24 protein-coding genes and 1 pseudogene are annotated in these 22,263 nt (G+C 60.9%); 10 read left to right on the top strand and 15 right to left on the bottom strand.

Annotation, left to right across the window (positions count from 1 at the left end; genetic code table 11):
- Nucleotides 1-31 precede the first annotated feature (31 nt).
- Entirely contained in the window at nucleotides 32-658 is a 627-nt protein-coding gene (locus AB4O08_RS21735; protein ID WP_010209008.1) for a glutathione S-transferase family protein, read from the bottom strand.
- Nucleotides 659-788: 130 nt separating this feature from the next.
- Between AB4O08_RS21735 and AB4O08_RS21730 the strand changes: the two genes are divergently transcribed.
- A complete protein-coding gene (locus tag AB4O08_RS21730; RefSeq protein WP_021490752.1) occupies nucleotides 789-1,244 on the top strand; it encodes a VOC family protein in 456 nt (151 codons plus the stop codon).
- On the opposite strand, the gene AB4O08_RS21725 is transcribed toward AB4O08_RS21730, so the two are convergent.
- Nucleotides 1,222-1,848: a TetR/AcrR family transcriptional regulator gene (locus tag AB4O08_RS21725; RefSeq protein WP_010209000.1), complete on the bottom strand. Its 627-nt coding sequence runs from the start codon at nucleotides 1,846-1,848 to the stop codon at nucleotides 1,222-1,224. The genes AB4O08_RS21730 and AB4O08_RS21725 overlap by 23 nt on opposite strands.
- A 135-nt stretch (nucleotides 1,849-1,983) precedes the next feature.
- On the opposite strand from AB4O08_RS21725, the gene AB4O08_RS21720 reads away from it, so the two are divergent.
- On the top strand, nucleotides 1,984-2,424 hold the full coding sequence (locus AB4O08_RS21720) for a hotdog fold domain-containing protein (protein WP_010208999.1): 441 nt from the start codon (nucleotides 1,984-1,986) through the stop codon (nucleotides 2,422-2,424).
- Between the two features lie 38 nt (nucleotides 2,425-2,462).
- Here AB4O08_RS21720 and AB4O08_RS21715 read toward each other — a convergent pair whose 3' ends face one another.
- On the bottom strand, nucleotides 2,463-4,199 hold the full coding sequence (locus AB4O08_RS21715; protein WP_010208998.1) for an OPT family oligopeptide transporter: 1,737 nt from the start codon (nucleotides 4,197-4,199) through the stop codon (nucleotides 2,463-2,465).
- Nucleotides 4,200-4,343: 144 nt separating this feature from the next.
- On the bottom strand, nucleotides 4,344-6,401 hold the full coding sequence (locus AB4O08_RS21710; RefSeq protein ID WP_010208996.1) for a methyl-accepting chemotaxis protein: 2,058 nt from the start codon (nucleotides 6,399-6,401) through the stop codon (nucleotides 4,344-4,346).
- 316 nt (nucleotides 6,402-6,717) lie between these two features.
- Between AB4O08_RS21710 and AB4O08_RS21705 the strand changes: the two genes are divergently transcribed.
- Complete coding sequence (locus AB4O08_RS21705) at nucleotides 6,718-7,245, top strand: M35 family metallo-endopeptidase (RefSeq protein ID WP_010208994.1); 528 nt, start codon at nucleotides 6,718-6,720, stop codon at nucleotides 7,243-7,245.
- 73 nt (nucleotides 7,246-7,318) lie between these two features.
- Nucleotides 7,319-7,783: a hypothetical protein gene (locus AB4O08_RS21700; protein WP_021490755.1), complete on the top strand. Its 465-nt coding sequence runs from the start codon at nucleotides 7,319-7,321 to the stop codon at nucleotides 7,781-7,783.
- 46 nt (nucleotides 7,784-7,829) lie between these two features.
- Here AB4O08_RS21700 and AB4O08_RS21695 read toward each other — a convergent pair whose 3' ends face one another.
- Complete coding sequence (locus tag AB4O08_RS21695) at nucleotides 7,830-8,369, bottom strand: pesticin C-terminus-like muramidase (protein ID WP_021490756.1); 540 nt, start codon at nucleotides 8,367-8,369, stop codon at nucleotides 7,830-7,832.
- A gap of 164 nt (nucleotides 8,370-8,533) precedes the next feature.
- On the opposite strand from AB4O08_RS21695, the gene AB4O08_RS21690 reads away from it, so the two are divergent.
- The 3 genes from AB4O08_RS21690 to AB4O08_RS21680 all read left to right on the top strand — a co-directional run bounded on the left by AB4O08_RS21690 (nucleotide 8,534) and on the right by AB4O08_RS21680 (nucleotide 10,285).
- Nucleotides 8,534-8,917: a Mor transcription activator family protein gene (locus AB4O08_RS21690; protein ID WP_010208990.1), complete on the top strand. Its 384-nt coding sequence runs from the start codon at nucleotides 8,534-8,536 to the stop codon at nucleotides 8,915-8,917.
- Between the two features lie 82 nt (nucleotides 8,918-8,999).
- Complete coding sequence (locus tag AB4O08_RS21685; protein ID WP_010208988.1) at nucleotides 9,000-9,650, top strand: DUF2589 domain-containing protein; 651 nt, start codon at nucleotides 9,000-9,002, stop codon at nucleotides 9,648-9,650.
- Between the two features lie 59 nt (nucleotides 9,651-9,709).
- The gene (locus AB4O08_RS21680; RefSeq protein WP_010208987.1) at nucleotides 9,710-10,285 is read left to right on the top strand and encodes a DUF2589 domain-containing protein; all 576 of its coding nucleotides are present in this window, start codon (nucleotides 9,710-9,712) and stop codon (nucleotides 10,283-10,285) included.
- A 16-nt stretch (nucleotides 10,286-10,301) separates the two neighbouring features.
- Here AB4O08_RS21680 and AB4O08_RS21675 read toward each other — a convergent pair whose 3' ends face one another.
- The 3 genes from AB4O08_RS21675 to AB4O08_RS21665 are packed head-to-tail and all read right to left on the bottom strand — an operon-like array spanning nucleotide 10,302 to nucleotide 12,043.
- Complete coding sequence (locus AB4O08_RS21675) at nucleotides 10,302-10,592, bottom strand: DUF3144 domain-containing protein (protein ID WP_010208986.1); 291 nt, start codon at nucleotides 10,590-10,592, stop codon at nucleotides 10,302-10,304.
- Between the two features lie 39 nt (nucleotides 10,593-10,631).
- The gene (locus tag AB4O08_RS21670; protein ID WP_010208985.1) at nucleotides 10,632-11,327 is read right to left on the bottom strand and encodes a tRNA (adenine(22)-N(1))-methyltransferase; all 696 of its coding nucleotides are present in this window, start codon (nucleotides 11,325-11,327) and stop codon (nucleotides 10,632-10,634) included.
- Entirely contained in the window at nucleotides 11,324-12,043 is a 720-nt protein-coding gene (locus AB4O08_RS21665; protein ID WP_010208984.1) for a FadR/GntR family transcriptional regulator, read from the bottom strand. Before AB4O08_RS21665 ends, AB4O08_RS21670 begins: the two co-directional genes overlap by 4 nt.
- 339 nt (nucleotides 12,044-12,382) lie before the next feature.
- Here AB4O08_RS21665 and AB4O08_RS21660 point away from each other — a divergent pair, with 339 nt between their 5' ends.
- Both AB4O08_RS21660 and gudD read left to right on the top strand, forming a co-directional pair.
- Complete coding sequence (locus AB4O08_RS21660) at nucleotides 12,383-13,744, top strand: MFS transporter (RefSeq protein ID WP_010208979.1); 1,362 nt, start codon at nucleotides 12,383-12,385, stop codon at nucleotides 13,742-13,744.
- 19 nt (nucleotides 13,745-13,763) lie between these two features.
- Entirely contained in the window at nucleotides 13,764-15,089 is a 1,326-nt protein-coding gene (gudD, locus tag AB4O08_RS21655) for a glucarate dehydratase (protein WP_010208977.1), read from the top strand.
- 1 nt (nucleotide 15,090) lies between these two features.
- Here the strand turns inward: gudD and AB4O08_RS21650 are convergent.
- Together AB4O08_RS21650 and AB4O08_RS21645 are read right to left on the bottom strand one after the other, a co-directional pair.
- Nucleotides 15,091-15,291, bottom strand: a pseudogene (locus AB4O08_RS21650) (type II toxin-antitoxin system RelE/ParE family toxin); the annotation flags it as partial.
- 41 nt (nucleotides 15,292-15,332) lie between these two features.
- Complete coding sequence (locus AB4O08_RS21645; RefSeq protein ID WP_460114339.1) at nucleotides 15,333-16,256, bottom strand: ABC transporter substrate-binding protein; 924 nt, start codon at nucleotides 16,254-16,256, stop codon at nucleotides 15,333-15,335.
- Between the two features lie 241 nt (nucleotides 16,257-16,497).
- Between AB4O08_RS21645 and AB4O08_RS21640 the strand changes: the two genes are divergently transcribed.
- Nucleotides 16,498-17,739 carry an acyl-CoA dehydrogenase family protein gene (locus AB4O08_RS21640; RefSeq protein ID WP_042571813.1) on the top strand — a complete coding sequence of 414 codons (1,242 nt, stop codon included), beginning with the start codon at nucleotides 16,498-16,500 and terminating at the stop codon, nucleotides 17,737-17,739.
- A gap of 165 nt (nucleotides 17,740-17,904) precedes the next feature.
- Here the strand turns inward: AB4O08_RS21640 and argE are convergent, their stop codons facing one another.
- Genes argE through AB4O08_RS21615 form a run of 5 tightly spaced genes read right to left on the bottom strand, consistent with a single transcriptional unit; the run spans nucleotide 17,905 to nucleotide 22,260 of the window.
- On the bottom strand, nucleotides 17,905-19,062 hold the full coding sequence (argE, locus tag AB4O08_RS21635) for an acetylornithine deacetylase (RefSeq protein WP_010208972.1): 1,158 nt from the start codon (nucleotides 19,060-19,062) through the stop codon (nucleotides 17,905-17,907).
- The gene (locus AB4O08_RS21630; protein WP_010208971.1) at nucleotides 19,059-19,733 is read right to left on the bottom strand and encodes a DUF1028 domain-containing protein; all 675 of its coding nucleotides are present in this window, start codon (nucleotides 19,731-19,733) and stop codon (nucleotides 19,059-19,061) included. Before AB4O08_RS21630 ends, argE begins: the two co-directional genes overlap by 4 nt.
- Nucleotides 19,734-19,742: 9 nt before the next feature.
- Nucleotides 19,743-20,474, bottom strand: a complete 732-nt coding sequence (locus AB4O08_RS21625; RefSeq protein ID WP_010208969.1) for a class II aldolase and adducin N-terminal domain-containing protein — start codon at nucleotides 20,472-20,474, stop codon at nucleotides 19,743-19,745.
- Nucleotides 20,475-20,528: 54 nt separating this feature from the next.
- Complete coding sequence (locus AB4O08_RS21620; protein ID WP_460114338.1) at nucleotides 20,529-21,359, bottom strand: ABC transporter substrate-binding protein; 831 nt, start codon at nucleotides 21,357-21,359, stop codon at nucleotides 20,529-20,531.
- Nucleotides 21,360-21,387: 28 nt separating this feature from the next.
- Nucleotides 21,388-22,260, bottom strand: a complete 873-nt coding sequence (locus AB4O08_RS21615) for a phytanoyl-CoA dioxygenase family protein (protein WP_021490764.1) — start codon at nucleotides 22,258-22,260, stop codon at nucleotides 21,388-21,390.
- Nucleotides 22,261-22,263: the final 3 nt, after the last annotated feature.

Genomic DNA, 22,263 nt, shown 5'->3' with positions numbered 1-22,263 from the left:
GCTGCTGCTTTAAAACGTCACGCCGGGGCCTTTATTTGGCAAACGCATACTCCCCGCCCTGCTCCACTGCCTTGCGATACGCAGGTCGCGCCTGGAATTTCTGCACCCACGCCGCCAGGTTCGGATAAGCCTGCAACTTGCCCTGGGCCTTGGCGATTTCACCGATAAAGCTCATCTGGATATCCGCGCCGCTCAGTTCATCGCCGAGCAGGTAGCTTTTATCCGCGAGCACGTCGTTCAGGTAACCGAGGTAGTTGGCCACTTCCGATTCGATACGCGGATGCAACGGCGCGCCAGCCTCGCCCAGGCGGCCGACGTAGAGGTTGAGCATCAGCGGCAACATGGCCGAACCTTCGGCAAAATGCAGCCATTGCACGTATTGGTCGTAGGTGGCGCTGGCCGGGTCCGGCTGCAGGCGGCCCTGGCCGTGGCGGCGGATCAGGTAGTCGATGATGGCGGCGGACTCGATCAGCACCCGGTCGCCGTCTTCGATCACCGGGGATTTACCCAGCGGGTTGATCGCCTTGAGTTCCGGTGGTGCGAGGTTGGTTTTCGGGTCGCGCTGGTAGCGCTTGATCTCGTAGGGCAGGCCGAGTTCTTCGAGCAGCCACAGGATGCGTTGCGAGCGTGAGTTGTTGAGGTGGTGGACGATGATCATTGAGTGCTCCGCGGGGCGAGAGGGGTGTCTTGGAAACAGACTACGCCAGCCTCCGCGAGTGCCGACAAATTATTTTCTGCGTGACAGACGCCGTGGTTACCATGGGGATCGGTTCGGAAGGGGACACACCATGGATCTGAAATTCAGCCACGTCGACATACTGGTCGAAAACCTTGAGGAAGCCTGTGCCTATTACGCACGCATCCTCAATGCACGCATCTCCAAGACCTTCGTGTGGGAACGCGGCGGCCTGCATGTGCGCTATGCCGTGGTGCTGATGGGGCAAGAACGCTTCATGCTGGTCCAGCCGATCGCCGGGAACCTGCGCGAACTGTTGGATGCTCACGGCGAAGGCATGATTTATCGCCATTGCTACACCACGCCGGACATCGAGATCGCTTATGACCAACTGATCGCCGCGGGTGTGCAGCCTGAGAACGAGAACGGCGTGCCTCTGGCCCGTGAGCATCTGCAGTCCCCTTCCGGAGGGCGCATTATCTGGCTGCCCAAACGCTTTGGGCATTTCTCCATGGAGATCCTGGAAGAGGCGACGCTGGAGGCGTTTATTCTGGAGGCGTTTGACTGATCGAGGCCCACGCCGCCTGCGCCAGCAATTGCGCGTAGTGATTCGGGCTGTGCTTGACCCGGCCGGATAACCACGCACGGGCGTAGCTTTCCGCCGAGCCGATGATCAGCGACAGCAACAATTCCGCCGGGATATGGCTGAACGCCTCACGGCGGCCTTCGCCGCTCATCCACTCGGTCAATTGCGCATTGCGCTGCTTGTTGCGGGTGAGCAGTTCGTCCTTGTGCGGGCCGTTGGCCACGGCGAAGCGGCTCTGGAACATAAAGCGTGCCCACTCGGGTTGCGCATCCACCCACTCCACATAACTGCGTACCAGCGCTTCCACCCCCGCCTGAGCGGTTTGTGCCTGCTTGAGGTGTTGTTCTCGCAGTGCGGCCTGATCGTCCAGCGCGGCAAAAAACAGCGCGGCGACGATACCTTCCTTGTTGCCGAAATGATGGTAGATGGCGCCCACACTGGTCTCGCACCGCGCGCGGATGGTTTCGATATTCGTCGCTTCAATACCGACTTCGTTAAAGCTGGCCAGGGCCTCGCGCAGGATGCTGCGCTTGAGGTCGCTGCGCCGGCTCGGGAAGGTGCGCTCGATCAGATCAGGTGCGTGCATGAAGTGGCTCGCCAAATGTGCGGAGTCTAAAGGTACAGCCGCCTGCAGAGAAGGCATGGCTTGACACTCGCGCAATTTACAGAATATTGTTCCGTTACAGAATATTATTCTGTTAACCCATTGCGAGGATAATCCATGAGCCAGTTTCTCAGCATGTTCAACAGTGTAGGCCCGGCAGCGTTCAGCCAAATGGCCTGCCAAGTGGCGCCCTACTTCAGCACCATCAACCCGGAAATCGCCGAACTGCGCCCTGGGCATGCCGTGGTCAACGTGCCGTTTCGCAAGGAAATCACCAATCACCTGGCCTCCGTGCATGCCATTGCGCTGTGCAACGCAGCGGAATTGGCGGGTGGGACGATGACGGACGTGTCGATCCCGTCAGGTGCCAAATGGATTCCCAAGGGCATGACCGTGGAGTATCTGGCGAAGGCCAAGTCAAACATCCGCGCCGTAGCGGATGGCAGCGGCATTGATTGGTCAACCGCTGGAGACAAGATCGTGCCGGTGGATATTTTCGATGAGGGTGAGGTGAAGGTGTTTACCGCGAAGATCACCATGAACGTGAAGATCGCCTGAGGCCGTGATGGCAGGCTCGGCCTTTGCCGAGCCACGCTTCAGCTCACCATCGACCACAGTGATGCCCCTACCCCGGTGATGCTCTCCCCCGCAATCAAACCGGCGGCAGCGGTGATCGCAAAGCGCTCGGTGAGGCTCGGCCAGCGGCAGCTCACCAGCCAGGTCAGTATCGCGCCCAGGGCCATCATCAGCGAGACCGAGGCCGGCAATACGAAGGCCAGGCCAAGGGCGGCGGCACTCGGAAGGAAGCGGGCACGATGGGCAGGCAACGTGCTGTCCAGCACACCCAGCACCACGCCAACCAAGCCGCCAATGACAATCGCCCAGCGGATGCTGGTGGACAGAGAATCGAGTCCATGGGTGAGGGTTTGCGCCACGGCTTTCCAGGTGGCGACCGCCGGTGCCGGCCATTCTTCGGTGAGCAGCATGGATTGCGGATCAGGGATCAAGGCCAGGTAGGCGAATACGCCGACAATGCTGCCGATGAAGATCCCCAGGATTTGCGCGATCACTTGCTTGTGCGGCGTGGCGCCAATGGCCTTGCCCACCTTGAAATCATTCATCAAGTCCGTGCATTGCCCGGCCGCACCGCCGGCCGTGTTGGCGCTCATCAGGTTGATCGGCACCTGCCCCGGCGCGACGATGCCGAAGCTCAGCTGGGACAGTTGCCCGATGGCACCGATGGGCGGAATACCGGTGGCGCCCACCACGCGCGCGGCGACGGCGGCGAGGCAGATCGCCAAGGGAATAGTGAGCAACGCCATGCCCAGGTTGATACCGAACAGCAGCGCTTGCAGGCTCACCACCAGCACAATCGCCAACGCAAAACCGGCGGCCGGACCTGGCTTGGGCACTGTCCAAGTCGATCCACCGCTGGAGTGCGTTGACCTGTACAACGCCCACAAACGAATCGCCAGCGACGCTAAAGTGGAACACACCATCAAGCTCACGCCCGGCCACAGCAACCACTCCACCAGCGCGGCGAACTGCGGGCCGCTGCTGTCCGCAGGCAACGTGACCAGGTGTTGCGCCAACAGCCAGGGGCCCAAGCCGCCCCAGGCGAGCAAAGCACCGAGCAGCAGAGTCAGGCCCACGCGAATGCCGATGATGCCGCCGAAGCCCACCAGCAGCAGCGAAGGGTCGGCGGTGAAGGTCAGGCGCTCCAACTGAGCGCTGGGCGACCAGCGCGGGAAGGCCCACATAAAGGTGTCCACCCACTTGACCAGCCCGGAGAGCAACGCGGCGCTGAGCAACACCTTCAAGCGCGTCGCGGCTTCGCGGCCGTGGTTATAGATGTGCAACAGGGTTTCCAAGGTGGCCATGCCTTCGGGGAATTTCAGTGCCTTGTCATTCAGCAGCGAGGGCCGTAGATACCAGGCGATCCAGATGCCCAGGAAACTCACCGAGAACACCCAGGCGATCATCGGAACGGCGTCCAACTGGTTGCCGGTCAACAAGGTATAGGCCGGGATCGGCGCCACCAACCCACCGGAAATGATTGACGCGGCGGCCGACGCGACGGTCTGGTTGATGTTGCTTTCGTGCAAGGTCCACGGCAGGTGCTCGGTGGAACGCTTGGCCACTCCCTGAAAGATGGCGTAGCCGATCAGTAGCGCGATGATCGACATGTTGAACGACCAGCCGATCTTCAACCCGGCATACACATTGGAAGGCGTAAGGAGGATGCCGAGGACACTGCCGGTGATGACCGCGCGCAAGCTCAGCTCGCGGGTGACGGGGCCGTGCGGGAGAGTCGTTGGCGGGGCTGAAGTCATGCGGAGTCCTTTCGGCGACGAAACGGGGCGACTTAGTAAGTGAGCCCTGGAGCGACCGAAGGTTCCTGCCATGAGGATCGGGACAATGTGGTGAGCGGGCTTGCCCCGCTCACCACAACACGCTTGCCCTTCACAAAATCCTGGTCAGCTCAGACGAAATCGCGCGGTGTTGTCGCTCAGCGCCTGGCTGCCTTTGCTCAGGGTGTCAGCCGCCTGGTTCACTGCCCGCGCACCGTCCAGTAAACGCCCTGCCGCCTGGTCCACTTGCTGGATATTGCCGCTCACTTCATCCGCCGTGGCGGCTTGCTCCTCAACCGCGGTGGCGATCTGTGCCAGGGTGTCGGTGACGTGCTGCACCGCGCCGGCAATCTCGCCCAAACGGGTACCCAGCCCGGTGACGGATTGCGCATCCGTCAGCGCTTGCTCACACGCCGCGCCCATCAGGGCGACTGCCTGGCTGACCGTGGCGCGCAGGCTGTCGACAGTGCCGGCGATCTGCGCCGTGGAGGCCTGGGTACGTTGCGACAGGCTGCGCACTTCATCGGCGACCACGGCAAAACCGCGCCCCTGTTCACCAGCACGGGCGGCCTCGATGGCGGCGTTGAGCGCCAGCAGGTTGGTCTGTTCGGCGATGCCACGGATGGTGTCGACCACCGATTGAATCTGCTGCCCCTGCTGGCTGACCTGCTCCAGCGCATCGGCGGTGTCGGTCAGGCGCACGTTGAGTTGCTGGATGCTGGCTGTGGTGCGCTGGCTGTCGCGGCTGCTGTCTTCGGCAATGCGCCGGGTCTGTTGGGCGCTGTCCGAAGCGTGCTCACAGCTTCTAGCGACGCCCAAAGACGTCGCGGCCAGTTGGGTGGCGGCGGTGGCAATCTGGCTGATTTGTTGTTGCTGGTCTTCGACTTCGGTGAGGGTGTTGCCCGATTGGGCGTTGAGGGTCAGCACTGCCGAACCCAGCTGCTGCGTCTCGTGATTGACTCCCAACAGGCTGGTGCGCAGTTGCACCACCGCCACGTTGAGCGCGGTGCTGATGGCCGCGAGTTCATCGCGCCCTTCCACCGCCACTTCGACACACAGGTTGCCGTCCCGCAGGGATTCGGCCAGGGTGGTGATGCCGCTGGCGCTGCGGCGGATCGAGGCTTGCAGGCACATGAACAGGTACAACGCGGCCAAGGCCAGCAGGCTGAACGTTGCTGCCACCGGCACGAATTTCTGCAACGAACGGTCACGGTAGTGGCCCAGGCGCGCATCCAGCGAGGCGAGGGACTGGTTGCGCAGCGCGCCCAGGCTGTCGAGCATGCCGTCGACACTGGTGTCGAAGGCCGCCGTGTCGAGTTTGATGGTGCCGCCGAACACGCCGTCGTCGAGCACTTTGAGTTCGCTGTCCAGGCGTTGCAGGCTGTTGTCGTACTGCGCCGTCCAGGGTTCAATACCCGCATATTGCTTGGCCTTGAGTGAGGCCGCCGCCTTGACCAATTGGTCCCGCGCATCGCCAATGCGGCTGCGCAAATCGCGCATCTGCAAACGGCTCTGCAAGGTGAACTGACCCGAAGCAATGGACGCCTGACCGACACTGGCCATGCGGCCGATGCGCTCGATCAGGTCGGGGGTGTACTGGGTGGAAATCTGCATCAGCAGGTAGGTTTCCAGCCACGGGTCGAGGATCAGCCCGGCATCCAGGGTGATCTGCTCGCGCAAGATTTGCATCGCGGTCAGGGCCGAGGTGAAACGGTCGTAGCCATCCGGCCACCAGCCCACGGTACGCAGGGATTGGGAGTCCATGCCCTTGACCGTGGCCTGCAACGCGTCAAAGCGGGCCTGGATGTCCGCACTGGCGTTCTGGGCTTTGAGCGAATCGCCCAGGGCTTGCAGGCTTTGCAGGATCACCGGGAAATTGGCGTCGACCTTGTCCATCGCCGCCTTCGCCGCCGGGGTGGGCGCGTGCAGGATGTCTGCCGCTTTCCAGCGCGCGGCGAGGTTGCGTTGGGCCGTCAGTTGGCCATCGAGCGCATCCAGGGCCAGCAGTTGCCGAACCCCGGACTGCTCGCTGGAAATCACGGTCAATTTGTCGCGATAGTCCGAACCGATCATCCACAGGCTACCCGCCAGGGGCAGCATGAACAGGAAGAACAGGATCTGGAACTTGCGCGCAAAACCGAAACGCCCCAGCAGGCGGATACCGGGTGATAAAAGGCTGTGCATGTCCGACCACTCCCCAAAAACGACCCACGCGGTGCACCGCGGGGTGAAGCCTTGAAATGACTAACGGCAAAATGCCATGTCATTGATTAGCTTGGCTCAAGCAAGATACGGGCCGTGGGTAGTGGGGCTGGAGACAGGCGGCCTCGCGCGTTTAGCGTGCAAGTGCCGTGCTCGAAAATGGGGCAAAAGCACTCAGTGCTGAAGACGCCGCTGTAACTATTGGCGCAGTCCGTAGGAACAGCGGAATTACTTCCTGCTGATTAGCGCTTTTCTCCACGCTCACACTGAAATCTCCTAACACCACTGGAGATTCATCATGCCCGTACGTCCATTGACCAGTTCTGAAAACCGAACCTTCCGCGCAGCACGCTGGGCGGCACTGCGTTCACTCAACTACACCATCGACCAACTCAATGCCGGTAATGCCACTGTCGCCCGGGTTTGGATGGGCGTCGCCCATCCTCAGAATCTGCAGGAATTGGCGCGACGCCTGGGGCTGATTCGTACGGCGTTGAGCAACATTCATCAAAACCAGGTTTTTTATGACACAGACCCGCAGGCTGACTGGTTCGCCAAAGTAAACGTCAACCTTCAAGGCCCGGCGCACGTCATCACAGTCGCCCGCCCCTTCTTCGAGGCCCCGACGTATGGCAATGACTCCCGCGCCGGTACGCTTATCCACGAAACCAGCCATTTCCGCGATGTGCTGAACACTGACGACAATGCTGATGGACGCGACGCCTGCCTGCGCCTGGTTCAGCAGGCACAGCAACATGACGGGAACCTGAATGCCGTCATTAACAATGCCGACAGCTGGGAGTATCTGGTGGAAGACACCTATTGATCCAGGGCTGCGGCAATCGGAAAAAGCCTGTTTTCGGACAGGCTTTTTCATCCCCCACTATCAGGAGTTGAACATGGAACGTCGATTATTGATGGGCGCCTCACTGGCAGCGCTATACATGTTGGCGGCGCCGGCGCACGCGCTCAGTACTGCCGATGTTGAACCTCAAACGCTAAAAGAGTATGCCGTCACACTAAACGCCCATGCAAGTCATTTTCAGTGGCAGCAATTATGGAGAGCCACGCGTGAGCATGGTTTTTTCAACAAAAACTCCCCCACGTACTTCACTGCACCCATGGCACAAGTACCCGACCTTGTGTCCACCGTTTTGAATAAGGCAACGACCGTTACACCCTTCGCGTCAACCCGCGCCACCTACCGCTATGACTTTGCAGACAAAGTAGGTTTATTCAACAACGTGGCCGTCACGGCACTGTGCGTTGATGTGGACTGGCGCACTCTGCACGAAGGCGCCGATGTTGAAGATGCCCACGCGATGCGATCGGTGAGCCTGTTGCTCGCCAAACCCTGCCCTTGATGCAAACAGCCACCCAAGATTCGCTTGGGTGGCTGTTCCTAGAGTGTTACAAAGCACTCGCCAACAAAGCGGCTTCCTTGCAACGTCGGGTGGAATAACGATCGCCGAAATTCCTCAAGTTGCTCTCGGCTGCGTTCCAGTCCGCCGCCACAACTTGCGCCCAGAACTTCGGTGTTCGGCTGGCAAGGTTGCCATATTGGAAGGCAACCGAGGCGATCACGGTTTGCATCGGAGCGGGTAATGCATCAAATGGGCGTCCGGCAGCTTTGCTGTAATCACTGGCCAGGCGCTTGATGAAGGGTGCCTTGTAGGCCTCGTCAATCCTACGCGCATCCTCCGCACTGACATTCAGCGGCAGGCGTTCGAGGCATGCGACGGCTTCCGCACCGATCAACCCCAGGTAGGGTAAAAGCCGGTCACTGAGATCCTTGGGCAGCATAGTCAGGTCCTTTTGCTGGCCCAGGTCAAAGCCGGTGCCGATGGTGACGCCGCTACGGCTGTTTTCCGGATCAGGCACGTAACCACGTGTGGCGCTACCGCCTTCGAGCTGAGCGATGAAAGCCATATCTATCGAATTGTTGGGCATGGTGAGTTTCCTCTTGGGTTTAGGAAACTGCAGTCCATCACCCACGCCTCCCCCTCTTCAGAAGGTAAAACTTCCCCATCTTCATAGGTAAAGTTTCCTACTGATTATCCGCACGCATTACTTCCTAAGCTCTGACCAGCTCACATCACAAGGAGGTTAGGCCGATGGAACCGAAAGACCTGGAACACATCGATGTTCGACAACTCCCCCACTCCCTTCAGGTGCTGGTTGCCTGTATCGGTATGGAAAACGCGTTCCGCCTGACCTGCGTATATGGCGGTCGCCCCAAGTACATCCCCAAACACGCACAACGTACTTCGCTGGCGCTGATTTTATCGCCGGAAGCCTTACGGGCCTTAATCAATGACTTCGCAGGTATTTCTTTGGAGATACCCAAGTCCGACCATTTTTTTCGGCAGATCCGTAATCAGAATATCCAGATGGGTATTTCCGATGGCATTTCACGAAGTGTATTAGCCGAGAAGTACGGACTGAGCCTGCGGCAAATCGCCAATATTCGCCGCCAAGACATTTGCATTCATCGGTAATTACTTCCTACTGAATCACAAAGTGCCACATGGATAAATTGAAGTTGCGCACTTTCGCGCACTCAAGATAAGGAAATTAAAAATGCCAGATATTGATAAAGGTCTCATTGGAGGCGTGATCGCCGCACTCCCACTGGACAAGATGATTACCGGGCCGCTGATGGCAATGATCCAGGCCCAAGTCGCTGCCAGTAAAGCGTATGCGGACTTTCTCATGGGCGTGTGTATCCAGGACGGCAAGGCCGTTTCGGTACAGTTTGACTATGACGAAACCCTCGTCGATGAGCAGGGCATCTACAAAGGCACGGTCAGCAAGACCATGCGCATTCCGCTGCTGGCTGCGATCAGCCACCCCAACATCACCATCGAAGAAGGCAGCATCGAGTTTGAGCTGACCATCACCCAAATGGCCGAGGACACCAGCTCCAATGATGTTTCCGGCAGCTTCGACGCCAAGATGGGCTGGGGTCCTTTCAGCGTTTCGGTCAAAGGTGCCGCCAGCCACAAGTCATCCCAGACACGTAAGACAGATACCCGCGCACGCTACGAAATCAAGACCAAAATCGTTCGCCAAGACCCACCGGAAGCCTTGATGCGCGTCATCGATTTCCTCACCGATGCCGCCACCAAGCCGGTCACTCTGCCGAGCGCCACTCCAACCAGCCCGACTGAGCTGCCAAAAGCAGGGGTGCTTCCACTGCCTGACGCCAAGCCTGCGGAAAAAACCAAATAGTCCCACCCCGCCCCGTCCCTCTGGGCGGGGCAACCCACTCGACTTGAAAGGAGCTCACCATGGCATTTTTTTCGCGCCCCAAGGAACCCATGTCGGCCAGCGACTTGAGCCACATCACCCGCGGGTTGCAGCAGGCCGCAGCGGCCACGCATAACTTGATCGCCCATCAATACATTGCGCTGTTCGACCAGTTCTTCGACTACAACGCTGAGGACCTGGGCACGCCAATGAAAGCCAAGATGGTGGAGATTTCGCTGACCGAGGGACATACCATCAGCGTACCGCTGATCGCACTGGTCGCGCCGAAGGGTTTGGCGCTGCACAAGATGGATGTAGACCTGTCGGTAAAAATGCACAGCACTGAGGTGCAAAAAGCCAGCCACGACCTGGAGAACGGCGACCTCCACAGCGAGAAGTTTTTCGTGACCTTTGGCGCCACCAAGCGTGAGGGTCAGGAACGCGATCCCGATGAGGTGCAGATTCGTATCGAGTTCAAGGCGTGCGAGCCACCGGAGGCGATCAACCGAATCATCGAGGAGTACACCCATTTGATCAGCCCCATCGCAAACCCGCCAGGTCCGTCCCCTATCACCGAACAGCCCACCGCACAGGCCCCTTCGGACTTCGCCCCCTAAAGGCGCTTAAAAGGACCTATTGCATCACCTTGTACCGGTCGAAATTATTGATGTGATCATCCAGATTATCCTCAAGCATCATCCGGTACTGGTCACAGAAGTACTTCAACATCGCCTCCCGTGCATCGGCCATTTCCGCGCCGGACTTGAAGTTGCGCGCACTGGCCCAGGCATTGAAGCGCGTGGTGCCGAACATCATCGAGGCGCTGACCTGGCCGAGGTTTTCGTGAGCCTGCAGCTGCTGGTTCGACAGTTCGATGTGCGCGTCGGCGCGGTCGTAGAAAGTGAGGTCGGTGGCGTCGGCCATTGTCGGTGTCCTAGGTCATCAGGTTTGAATGAAGGGGTATCAGGCCAGTAACGCGGCAATCCATCTGGCCTGTTGGGCAATCTCTTGTCGCTTCTCTTGCGACACCGCCTGCCGAGCGCGCTCGAAGCTGGACAGGGTCTTGTGCTTCTGGCGCAACATGCGTTGCCACTTGGCGATGAACGCCGGGCTGCGGGCCTGCATTTGCAGCGGCCCGAAGTACAGCTGTTCAGCAGTGTAAGCCACTGGCCCAGCGCGCTCGGCGACGATGATTTCGTAGTAGAAACGGTTCTCCAACAGCAGCTCTTCACTGAGGATCGTATAACCGTTATCCATCAGCCATTGGCGCAGCGGTTGCTCGCCGCCGTTGGGTTGCAGGATCAGGCGTTCCTGGCCGCTCAGGTGCTGCTTGCCGCTTTCGAGGATGTCGCGAATCGTCTCGCCGCCCATGCCGCAGAGGCTGATCGCGGTGATACCGTCATGAGGTTCGATGGCCGCCAAGCCATCGGCCAGGCGCACCGTGATCTGTTGCTCCAGGCCGTTGTCGCGCACGCTACGTTGCGCCGCATGAAAGGGCGTGGTCGCGACCTCCCCCGCCACGGCCGACGTGATCAGGCCGCGACGCATCAACGCCACCGGCAAATAACCGTGATCGGAGCCAATATCGGCCAGGCGCGCGCCAGCCGGTACGTTGGCGGCGACGCGCTCCAGGCGTTTGGACAAGGTGTGTTCGTTCAACGGCCCTGCTCCCCCGAAAAACGATCCCGGCTGTTCGTCAGGTGCAACACCATGGCCGCGCGGGCAGCGTCCGGGTCCTGGCGTTTGATCGCGTTGAAGATCGCCTCATGTTCCAGGTTCGCCAACTGGCCCAGCTTGGCAAAGTCGGCGCCGCCACGTTCATCGCCTTTCACCTGGGTGCGCGGGATCATTGCATTGCCCAGGTGCAGCATGATTTCGGTGAAGAAGGTATTGCCGGTGGCCTCGGCGATCAACTGGTGAAAGCGTTTGTCTTCCTCCACGCAGCTGTCGTTGTTGGCCAGGGAGGCCTGGTAGTCGTCGAGTGCCTGGCGCATGTGGTCCAGCTGTTCGTCGGTGCGGCGCAATGCCGCCAGCGCGGCGGCTTGCACCTCCAGGCCCAGGCGCAGTTCGAGCATGTTGCGCACGCTGGCCACCGTGTCCACATGCAGGCGCAAGCCCTGCTGGGCCTGTTGCGCCAGCACGAAGGTGCCGATGCCGTGGCGGGTCTCGACCAGCCCGGAGGCCTGCAATTTGGAGATCGCTTCGCGCACGACGGTTCGGCTCACACCGTGCTCAAGCACGATGGTGGATTCCGAAGGCAGCTTTTCGCCGGGTTTCAATTGGCCGAGCAGAATGCGCTGGGTCAGCACATCGACCACGCCCTGGGCCAGGTTGGTGGAGCGTTTACGCAGGGGGATTCCACTTTCGATGGGCATTGCAACAGGTCCACGGGGTTGAGCTGCGGGGAGCTTAACACCCAGCCCGGCGCCAAGCGTGGGTTGATTGAAAAAACCCACAACTTGTATGACAACCAAACTTATCGTTCACGCTCACAGACACCCTCCTCACGCTCTTTGCCGGTAAAAATCTCGCTCAAGAACCCGCACCGCGCCCAATAAACACGCTATAAATAACCGGAATATCTGTTCTACCCACCGCGTTATAAGAAGAAAAACACTCCCCAGCGGATTGCGGTCGCAAGAAACCTACTTGTATGATGTCTATCAACAAGACACGCAAACCCGCATAAAAATAATCAGGGGGAGTTTTGAATTGTGAACAATTCAAGCCATGCATCTGCCGCTCCACACCGTGATCCCGTCCTCGCGCGCGCCGTGAGCAAAGTGAAGAGCCATGTGCTCCCACTGTTCGTGATCATGTTCATCCTCAACTACATCGACCGGGTCAACATCGGCTTTGTGCGCACGCACATGGAGCATGATCTGGGCATCGGCGCGGCCGCCTATGGTTTCGGCGCCGGGTTGTTCTTCATCGGCTACGCCCTGTTCGAAGTGCCGTCCAACATGCTGCTGCAAAAGGTCGGCGCACGTCTCTGGCTGACCCGCATCATGTTCACCTGGGGCATCGTCGCCACGCTGATGGCGTTCATCCAGAACGAAACCCACTTCTATATCCTGCGCTTCCTGCTGGGTGTGGCCGAGGCCGGCTTCTTTCCTGGGGTGATCTACTACTTCACACGCTGGCTGCCTGGCGCGGAACGCGGTAAAGCCATTGCAATCTTTTTGAGCGGCTCGGCGGTTGCGTCGCTGATTTCCGGCCCGCTTTCAGGCGCGCTGTTGCAGATCGAAGGCTTTGGTTTCCATGGCTGGCAATGGATGTTTGCCATTGAAGGCCTGGCCTCGGTGGCACTGGGGTTCTTTGTGTGGTTCTGGCTGGACTCGAAACCCCACGACGCCCAGTGGATGACCCGCGAAGAGCAGGACGCGCTGGTCAACGCCATCGACCAGGAGCAGCGCGACCGTGAAGCCCTCACCACGGTCAAACCGACCCTCGGCAAACTGCTCAAGGACCGCCAGATCCTGCTGTTCTGCGCACTGTACTTTTGCATCCAACTGACGATCTATGCCGCAACCTTCTGGCTGCCGAGCATCATCAAGAAGATGGGTGACCTCACGGATGTGCAGGTCGGCTTCTTCAACTCGATCCCGTGGCTGATCTCGATCATCGCCATGTATGCCTTCGCCTCGCTGTCTGGCAAATTCAAGTTCCAGCAGGCTTGGGTCGCGGCGGCGCTGTTGATTGCGGCAGCGGGCATGTTCATGTCTACCACGGGCGGGCCGATCTTTGCCTTCGTGGCGATCTGCTTCGCGGCCATCGGTTTCAAGTCGGCGTCGTCGCTGTTCTGGCCGATACCCCAGGGTTACCTGGATGTGCGCATTGCCGCCGCGGTGATCGCGCTGATCAACTCCATCGGCAATCTGGGCGGCTTCGTCGCCCCCACCACCTTCGGCTTCCTGGAACAGACCACCGGCTCGATCCAGGGCGGCCTTTACGGCCTGGCCGGCACTTCGTTGCTGGCCGCGATCCTGGTGTTTTTCGCCAAGACCTCGCCCTCTGCCGTTCCGATTTCACCGAGCGCCGAGCCAACAAACGCCGCCCTCAGCAAACCTCTTTGAGCTTATTCAGGAACTTGCCATGACTACGCCCGTCGTTACTCACTTTCAGGTCATCCCCGTCGCCGGCCATGACAGCATGCTGCTCAACCTCAGCGGCGCCCACGGCCCCTACTTCACACGCAATATCGTGATTCTCAAGGACAGCTCCGGCAACACCGGCGTGGGCGAAGTGCCCGGTGGCGAGCGCATCCGCGAAACCCTGGAAGACGCTCGCAGCCTGGTGATCGGCCAACCCATTGGCCAATACCAGCGCATCCTCAACCAGATGCGCAGCACCTTTGCCTCCCGCGACGCTGCCGGTCGTGGCTTGCAGACCTTTGACCTGCGTATCACCATCCACGCCGTCACGGCCATGGAAGCCGCGCTGCTCGACCTGCTGGGTCAATTCCTCGACGTCCCGGTGGCGGCCTTGCTCGGTGAGGGGCAGCAACGCGACGCGGTAAAAATGCTCGGCTACCTGTTCTATGTCGGCGACCGCAGCGCAACCCCTCTGGCCTACCGCAACGAAGCCGACAGCGACGATGAGTGGTTCCGCCTGCGTCACGAAACAGCCCTGACGGCCGACGCCGTGGTGCGCCTGGCTGAAGCCGCCAAGGCCAAGTATGGTTTCAACGACTTCAAGCTCAAAGGCGGCGTGCTGAGCGGCGACGAAGAAATCCAAGCCGTCACCGCCCTGGCCGAACGCTTTCCGGATGCCCGCATCACGCTCGACCCGAATGGCGCCTGGTCATTGAAAGAAGCCATCCGGCTGTGCCGCGACCAGCACCACGTACTCGCCTACGCAGAAGACCCTTGCGGCGCCGAGAACGGCTACTCGGGCCGCGAAGTCATGGCCGAATTCCGCCGCGCCACGGGCCTCAAGACCGCCACCAACATGATCGCCACCGACTGGCGTGAAATGGGCCATGCGATCCAACTGCAATCCGTCGACATCCCCCTCGCCGATCCGCATTTCTGGACCCTGCAAGGCTCGGTACGCGTGGCGCAGATGTGCCATGAATGGGGCCTGACCTGGGGCTCGCACTCCAACAACCACTTCGATATTTCCCTGGCGATGTTCACCCAGGTAGCCGCCGCGGCCCCTGGCGACATCACCGCCATCGACACCCACTGGATCTGGCAGGACGGTCAACACCTGACCAAGGCGCCACTGAAAATCGAAGGCGGCTACGTGAAAGTGCCAAACAAGCCAGGCCTGGGGGTGGAGATCGACATGGACGCGGTCGCCAAGGCCCATGAGGTGTACAAAGGCATGGGCCTCGGCGCGCGGGATGACAGCGTGGCGATGCAGTTTCTGATTCCGGGGTGGCGCTTCAACAACAAGCAGCCGTGCCTGGTGCGCTGATTCAGAGGTTTGTAGGGGCGGGCTTGCTCGCTCCTGCAATCGGCCGCACAGTCAGCTCAATCCCTGGCGCCAGCATCAGCTTCTGGATCATTTCATAGCGCGTCTTTGCCCCGCTTTTCTGGTCGGTTTTATCGCGCCCCCACAGCCTCAAGTAGGCCGTGATACCCGTACGCACGAAATACATCCAGTAGCCGGGCCCGACAACCATTGGGTGGATACTATGAGGGCTTGTTTCCCCCGTGTTTAAAGCACCCGATCAAACAAAGGCGCCACGTCATACCGCCGCTTCAACATCTGCGCATCCACCAAAAAATCCGCCGTGGCCTGGGCCTCGCTGATAATCGTCGGCGAGATCGGCAGCACCTTGATCGCGTCGCGCTTGAACCACACCTTGGCGATTTCCGGCGCCGACTGGTTGGCCTTGGACCAGGCTTCGGCGTACTCATCGACGTGGGTGTTGCTCCACTGACGGGCGCGGGTCAGGCGGGCGATGAAGTCCTTGATGATCGCGCTTTTCTGCGCCAGGGCCGGCTCGTAGGCGACGATGTAGGTCGGTGCGCTCATTAGGCCCTTGGCGTTGCGGATCAGGGTGCTGCCTTCTTTTTCCTGCAGCGACACGTAGGGTTCCCAGGTGCCGAAGGCGTCGATGTCGCCCTGGGTCAGCGCCAGGCTGGCCTCTGCCGGCAGCAGGTATTTGAAGTTGACGCTGCTGCGCGGCACACCGGCTTCATCCAGCGCCTTGTATGCCAGTTGCTGGCTCCACGAGCCGTTCCAGATGGCGACGGTCTTGCCTTTGAGGTCAGCCACCGAGTGAATGCCCTTGCGCGCCACGATACCCACACCGTCGAGGCTGGTCTGGGTGCTGGCGACCACTTTGACCGGCGCACCATTGGCGGCCAGGCTGATCACCGGGGTGTCGCCGACGATGCCCACATCCAGCGCGCCGCTGGCCACGGCCGAGGCCACCGGCGAGCCGGTGTTGAACCGTTTGAAATCGATTTTGTACGGCAGGTCTTTAAGCTCACCCGACAGCTCCAGCACGATACGGTTGGAGAAAAACTGATCACCCACGGTGAGGGTCAGCGGCTCGGCGGCTCCGGCCGACGTTCCAGACAGTGCAAGAGAGGCCAGGCCCAGCAAGGACAGCAGTGTTCGACGGTTGATCATGGAAAATCCCACAGGGTTGGAGGGTTGGTTCAACCATCTGTGGGTATGCAGTCTGGCCGTTTGACGTAGAAGCTAACGCAATAAAAGCGCGGGGTTTAATACTGTTAGGCACTATCGATAGAACCGTCGTACAGCTCGCTAGCTGCTTTTCGTATTAAAAACTTTGCCGCACCTGAGTTAGGGTGGCCGTACCAGACCACTGGACCCCAGCACCTGAACCATTTTCTGCAAGGTCCATTGCATGTCGATTCCCACTTTGAATATCTGGGGCACACCGCCCACCGCCCGCTACGAACAACTGGCCGCGCCGTTTCGCCCCCTCTTTGCGCAGATTCTCGCGCAGGCGGCGGTGGCGGATCAGACACGCGGCAGCCTCGCCACCGTGATCCAGCAACTGAACGCCTTGGGCTTGCCGCGCTGGCGTCTGCCGGCCAGTTACGGCGGCCAGGATGCGACGCTGGTCGAATTGCTGACGTTGCTCACGGAACTGTCCGCCGCCGACTCCAACATCACCCAAGCCCTGCGTGGGCACTTCGGTTTCTGCGAAGACGTGCTCAGTGCCAAGGACCGGGTTTGGCGCGCCAAATGGCTAGACCGGCTCGGCCAGGGCGCCCTGCTCTCCCCCGGCAGCACCGAAGTCGGCAACCAGACCCGCGGCGATTTCGAAACCCGCCTGCACCGTGACGAAGCTGGCGCCTTGCGCATCAGCGGCAGAAAGTTCTACACCACCGGCGCGCTCTACAGCGACCTGATCAACACCATCGCCACCGGCGAAGACGGCACGATCTACAGCGTGGTCGTCGACCTCAAGGCCCCCGGCGTGCAGATCGTCGATGACTGGAACGGTTTCGGCCAACGCCTCACCGCCAGCGGCACCTGCATCTTCGACAACGCGCCCGTGGTGGACGACGACGTACGCCTCACCCAACAGCGCTTTGGCCACGGTCAATCGTTCTTCCAGCTCTACCACCTCAGTACCCTCGCCGGCATCGCCCGCCGCGCCGCCCTCAGCGGCGCCGAAGAACTCCGCCAACGCGCGCGCACCTTCACCACCGGCAATGCCGACACCGCCGGCCAGGACGTGCAACTGCTGCAAGTGATCGGCGAAGTCGCCAGCCAGGCCTACGCTGCGCAAGCCATCGCCCAGCAAGCGGCGCAACGGCTGGAGCACACCGCGCAGTATGTAATCGCCCATGACCAACCGTTGCACGATGACGATCCGCAGGTCGCGCTGGCTGAATTGGAAGTGTGCCTGGCCGTGAACCCGGTGGTGGATGCGACACTGGCGGCCACCACGGCGCTGTTCGATGCACTGGGCGCCAGTGCCACCGCCAGCAACAAGGCGCTGGACCGGTTGTGGCGAAACGCGCGAACCCTGGCGAACCACAACCCGCGCGTGTACAAGTCGCGGATTGTGGGCAATTACCTGGTGAATGGGATCCTGCCGCCTGCGCAGTGGCGGGTGGGTGTGGCACAGGTATAACGGCCAGAGGTCACAGACACCCCGCTGTGCCCTGGTTCATCAGGACTTCCAGCGGGGTTTGCATGGTCGCTCTCCGGTTGTTTGCGGCGAGTGCATCGCGTGTAAAACAGTGTGCGACGGGGCAACAACGCTCGTAATCCTACCTGGGTAGGGGCCGTGTATACCTTAGTTTGCAGGCTGGCTCACAAACTCCAGCACCCGCGCCAGCATCCGATCACAGGCCTGCAACTGCGCCACGCTGATAAACTCGTCCGGCTTGTGCCCCTGCTCCATGCTGCCCGGCCCGCACACCACCGTGGGAATGCCGGCCTGGTCAAACAATCCGCCTTCAGTGCCAAAGGCCACGGTGGCGAACTCCCGCGAGCCGCAGAACTGCGCCACCCACTCGGCGGCCTGGCTTTCCAGCGACGTGGCCAACCCCGGATAGCTGGACAACTCGCTGAGGCTGATCGCCGATTGCTCGCTCACCGCCCGCATCGCCGGCAACAGGGTTTGCTCGGCGTATGCCTGCAATTGCCGGGCAACCTGCCAGGGATCCTGGGCGGGCAAGGAGCGCACTTCGAAATCGAAACTGCAGTCCTGCGGAACGATGTTCAGTGCCTTGCCACCGTTGATCAGGCCGGTCTGCACCGTGGAAAACGCCGGAGCAAAGCGCTGATCCAGATGCTGCGGCGCCTTGAGCGTTTCGCCGAGCCGCACCAGTTCGCTGATCAAACACGCGGCGTATTCAATGGCATTCACGCCCGCCGGTGCATAGGCCGAATGGCACGCCGCTCCGTGCACGTGGCAACGCATCGCCAGTTTGCCCTTGTGGCCGAGTACCGGCTTGAGTTCGGTGGGTTCGCCGATCACGCACAGCAGCGGTTTGACCGGTTGCTCATGGAATCGCTCGATCAGCGAACGCACACCCAGGCAACCGACTTCTTCGTCATACGACAGCGCAATGTGCACCGGCATGCGCAGCGAAGCCTTCACCAGGGCCGGCACGCACGCCAGCACACAGGCGATATAGCCCTTCATGTCCGCCGTACCACGGCCGTACAACTTGCCGTCTTTCTCGGTGAGGTCAAACGGCGCCACGCTCCAGCGCTGCCCCTCCACCGGCACCACGTCGGTATGCCCGGACAACACGATGCCGGGCACTTCTGCCGGGCCGATAGTCGCGAGCAGGTTGGCCTTGCTCTTGTGTTCGTTGTACACCAACGCGCAGGCCACGCCGTGGTCCTGCAAATACGTGCGCACAAAGTCGATCAGGGCCAGGTTGGATTCGCGGCTGGTGGTGTCAAAACGCACCAGTTGCGCCAGCAGTTCGCGGCTGTTCATCGATCGTCTCCGGGTACGGCGTAGCCGGGTGCGATCTGCGGGTTGATGGCACGGTCGATGTAGGCCTGCAACTGCCCGCGATAAGCCTGCCAGAGCTGGTCGAGGGCGCCGATGGGGTCTTCATCCGCCCAGTCCACCCGCAGGTTGACGATGGGCCACAAGAGGTCATCCACCACCACCAGTGCCGCCGAATGCACCGGCCCGGCTTCACCACCGCCTGCCTCACCGGCGTGCATCGCCGCCAGCAAGCGGTCGGCCAGATGCCCGGAGGCTTTTTCGAAAGCAGCCACCATGGCATCGATCACAGCAGGATGGGCGAGCATATTCCCCGCCGCCACACACTGCTCGCCACTCACCGCATGGTGGATGCCCAGGGTCTGCGCGCCGCTGAAATGCGCCGTGCGGCCTGCGTTATCAATCACCGTCACCTGGCGATATTCACTGTGATCCTGCCCAGCCAAGGCGGCCAGCGCCTCACTCGGCGCCACCCCCTGTTCCAACAGGTCCAGCACCTGCGGCCCCAGGCTCGGCAAGGTGATGTTCTGCGACGCCACTGCCCCTACGCCGGGCCGCAGCCACGGGCAACGCGCGCCCACGGCAATGCTCGAAGAGCTGATGGCGATGCCCAACTGGCCCGTCTCGGCGCAGCGGGCGACAACGGAAAAAGTCATGTGGAGTCCTCAGTCGAGCACGGAAGGGTCTGCGTCGATCATCAACTGCTTCATTTCTTCAAAGTGCCGGCGCGAGAAATCGGCAATACCTTCCCAGCCGCGCGCGGTTTTTTCCGCCACTTCATCGGACAACACCCGCAACGGCTGCCCGGTGGACCAGGCGGTGACGAGGATCTGGCAGGCGCGCTCCAGGGTCCAGATATCGTCAAAGGCTTCACCGATGGAGCCGGCCGTGACCATCACGCCGTGATTGCCCATCAGCAGCCGACTCTTGCCATCCAGCAGCCCGGCCAGGCGTGCGCCTTCGGCCTCGGTGTCGGCCATGCCGCCGTACAGTTCGTCCACCGCCACGCGGTTGAAATAACGCGCGGTGTTCTGGTCGATCGGCGGGATATGCGGCTTGGCCAGGCAAGCCACTGCCGTGGTGTAGACCGGGTGCAAGTGCAACACCGCGCGGGTCTGCGGCAACAGGCGATGGATCTGCCCGTGGATCGACCAGGCGGTGGGGTCCACGTTCGGGTGATCGGCACAGGCCGAATCATCGGCGTTCAACAACAGCAGATCGCTCGCGCGAATACGTGAAAAGTGCTTCCACTTCGGGTTGAGCAAAAACTGTTTGCCATCGGCCGACACCGCAGCACTGAAGTGGTTGGCCACGGCTTCGTGCATGCCCAGGTGCGCGATGATGCGAAAGGTCGCCGCCAGGTCGATGCGCGCCTGTTCTTCGTGGGATAACGCCATGAATCGGTCTCCGCAGGGCGCGGCCGCACGCGAATGCGGCACGCGCTGATAGGTTTACTTCGGCATCAGCGCCGCGATGTCGGCATCGGTCGGTGCCTGGAAGTTGTACTTCTTAAGCAAGGCGGCGTATTCCGGCGTGGCGCGGTATTTTTCCAGGCCGTCGAGCAAGGCCTTCTTCACCGTGTCATTGCCCTTCTTCACACCAAAGCCGTTCAGCACCGGGTAGATCAGCGTGTCGGAGGAAATCACCACGCGGCTGCCGAGCTTGTCGATCACGCCACGGGCCACGGCGGCGTCGGTGATTTGCGCTTCTACCGCGTGGGCCAGCAGGGCCTGGGTAGTCTGCGGGTCGGTGCTGTATTCGCTGATCTGGATCGGCTTCAGTCCCTTGGCCACGCAGTACTCGGTGGACAGCTTGTTCATCTGCGCCAACCACGAGGTGGCGCCCATGGAGCCGATCTTGTGGCCGCAGAACTCTTCCGGGGTCTTGGGCTGGAAGATGCTGTCCTTGAGGGTGAGGATCGACTCACCGCTCTTGAGGTAAGGGATCATATCGATGACTTTGACCCGTTCCGCCGTGATGTACATCGACGAGTTGGTCACATCGAAACGCCCGGCCTGCAGGCCGGTGATCAGGTTGGGGAAACGCGTGTCGAGGGTTTCGACCTTGCGGCCCATGACCTTGCCCAAGCCGTCCATGAACTCGATGTCAAAACCTGCGGGCTTGTTGTTATCCATGTACTCATAAGGGAAGAATGTCACGTCGGAGCCGGCGATGATCTTGCCGTCCTGCTGGAACGCCGAAGCTGCCAACGAAGTCATCGCAACCGCGGCGCCCAGCAGGCACACGGCAAGGGGACGAATACTTTTACGAAACGCTGTCATGGTGATTACCTGCAAGGTTTTTGGGAGGTTAGGCAGTGGCGGAATCTTGGCCGGCCTGTTGCACGAAGAACGAGGCGCCACGGGGCTTCTGCGGCAAGCGCATGTGGTTGTCCGTGGAACGCACCAAGCCGCTTTCTTCACCGGCCACCAACAGGCCGGCGTGTGCACTGGGCAATGGGTTTTCGCCGAATGGCAACGCGTCTTCAGCGGCGTACACGCTGATGAAGAGGGTCCGCGGCAGTTCGGTCTCGTTAGGGCTGGAGGCATGCAGCAGACGGGTGTGCATGAAGCACACGGAGCCAGCGGGGCCGTAGCAGGCCACCGGGTGCTGGCAGTGCGCGTCAACGACGGCGTCGTCCACGGAACCGGTGAAACGCTGGTGCTGCCAGTGCGACCACAGCGGGCCCTTGTGGCTGCCGGGGATCACGTTCAGCGGTCCGTTTTCAGGGGTCACTTCGCTGACCATCAGCAAGGCGGTGACGATGTCGTCGTTGCTGTGGGGCGTGAACAGGAAGTCCTGGTGCCACTTCACCTGAGTCGCAGTGTGGGGCAGTTTCGAGTTGATCTTGCTGTGGTGAAAGCGTGCGCCATTGGCGCCGATCAGCTGTGCGGAAATCGCCGCCATGCGCGAGTGCAACGCCACGCGCTCATAGGCCGCTGAGATCTCGGTGGGCGAACTGACCCGGCGCAGCGACGGGTGATCGGCGCGGTGGTCGCCCTCCAGGTCAAAGCGCTCGCGGCCATCCACGGTGGCGCCCCAGCCCTGCGAGTGGCCGCGGCTTTCTTCGACCCACTGGTCGAAGTCGTGTTGCAGCTCAGCCACTTCCGCCGATGACAGCACGCCTTCGACCACCAAGAAACCGTCCCGCTGGAATTGTTCGATTTGCGCTTGCTCGATCATGTT

It is taken from the genome of Pseudomonas sp. H3_E07 (genome assembly GCF_054668895.1).
The sequence above is the reverse complement of the archived record's forward strand: the minus strand, read 5'-3'. Positions and strand labels throughout refer to the sequence as shown.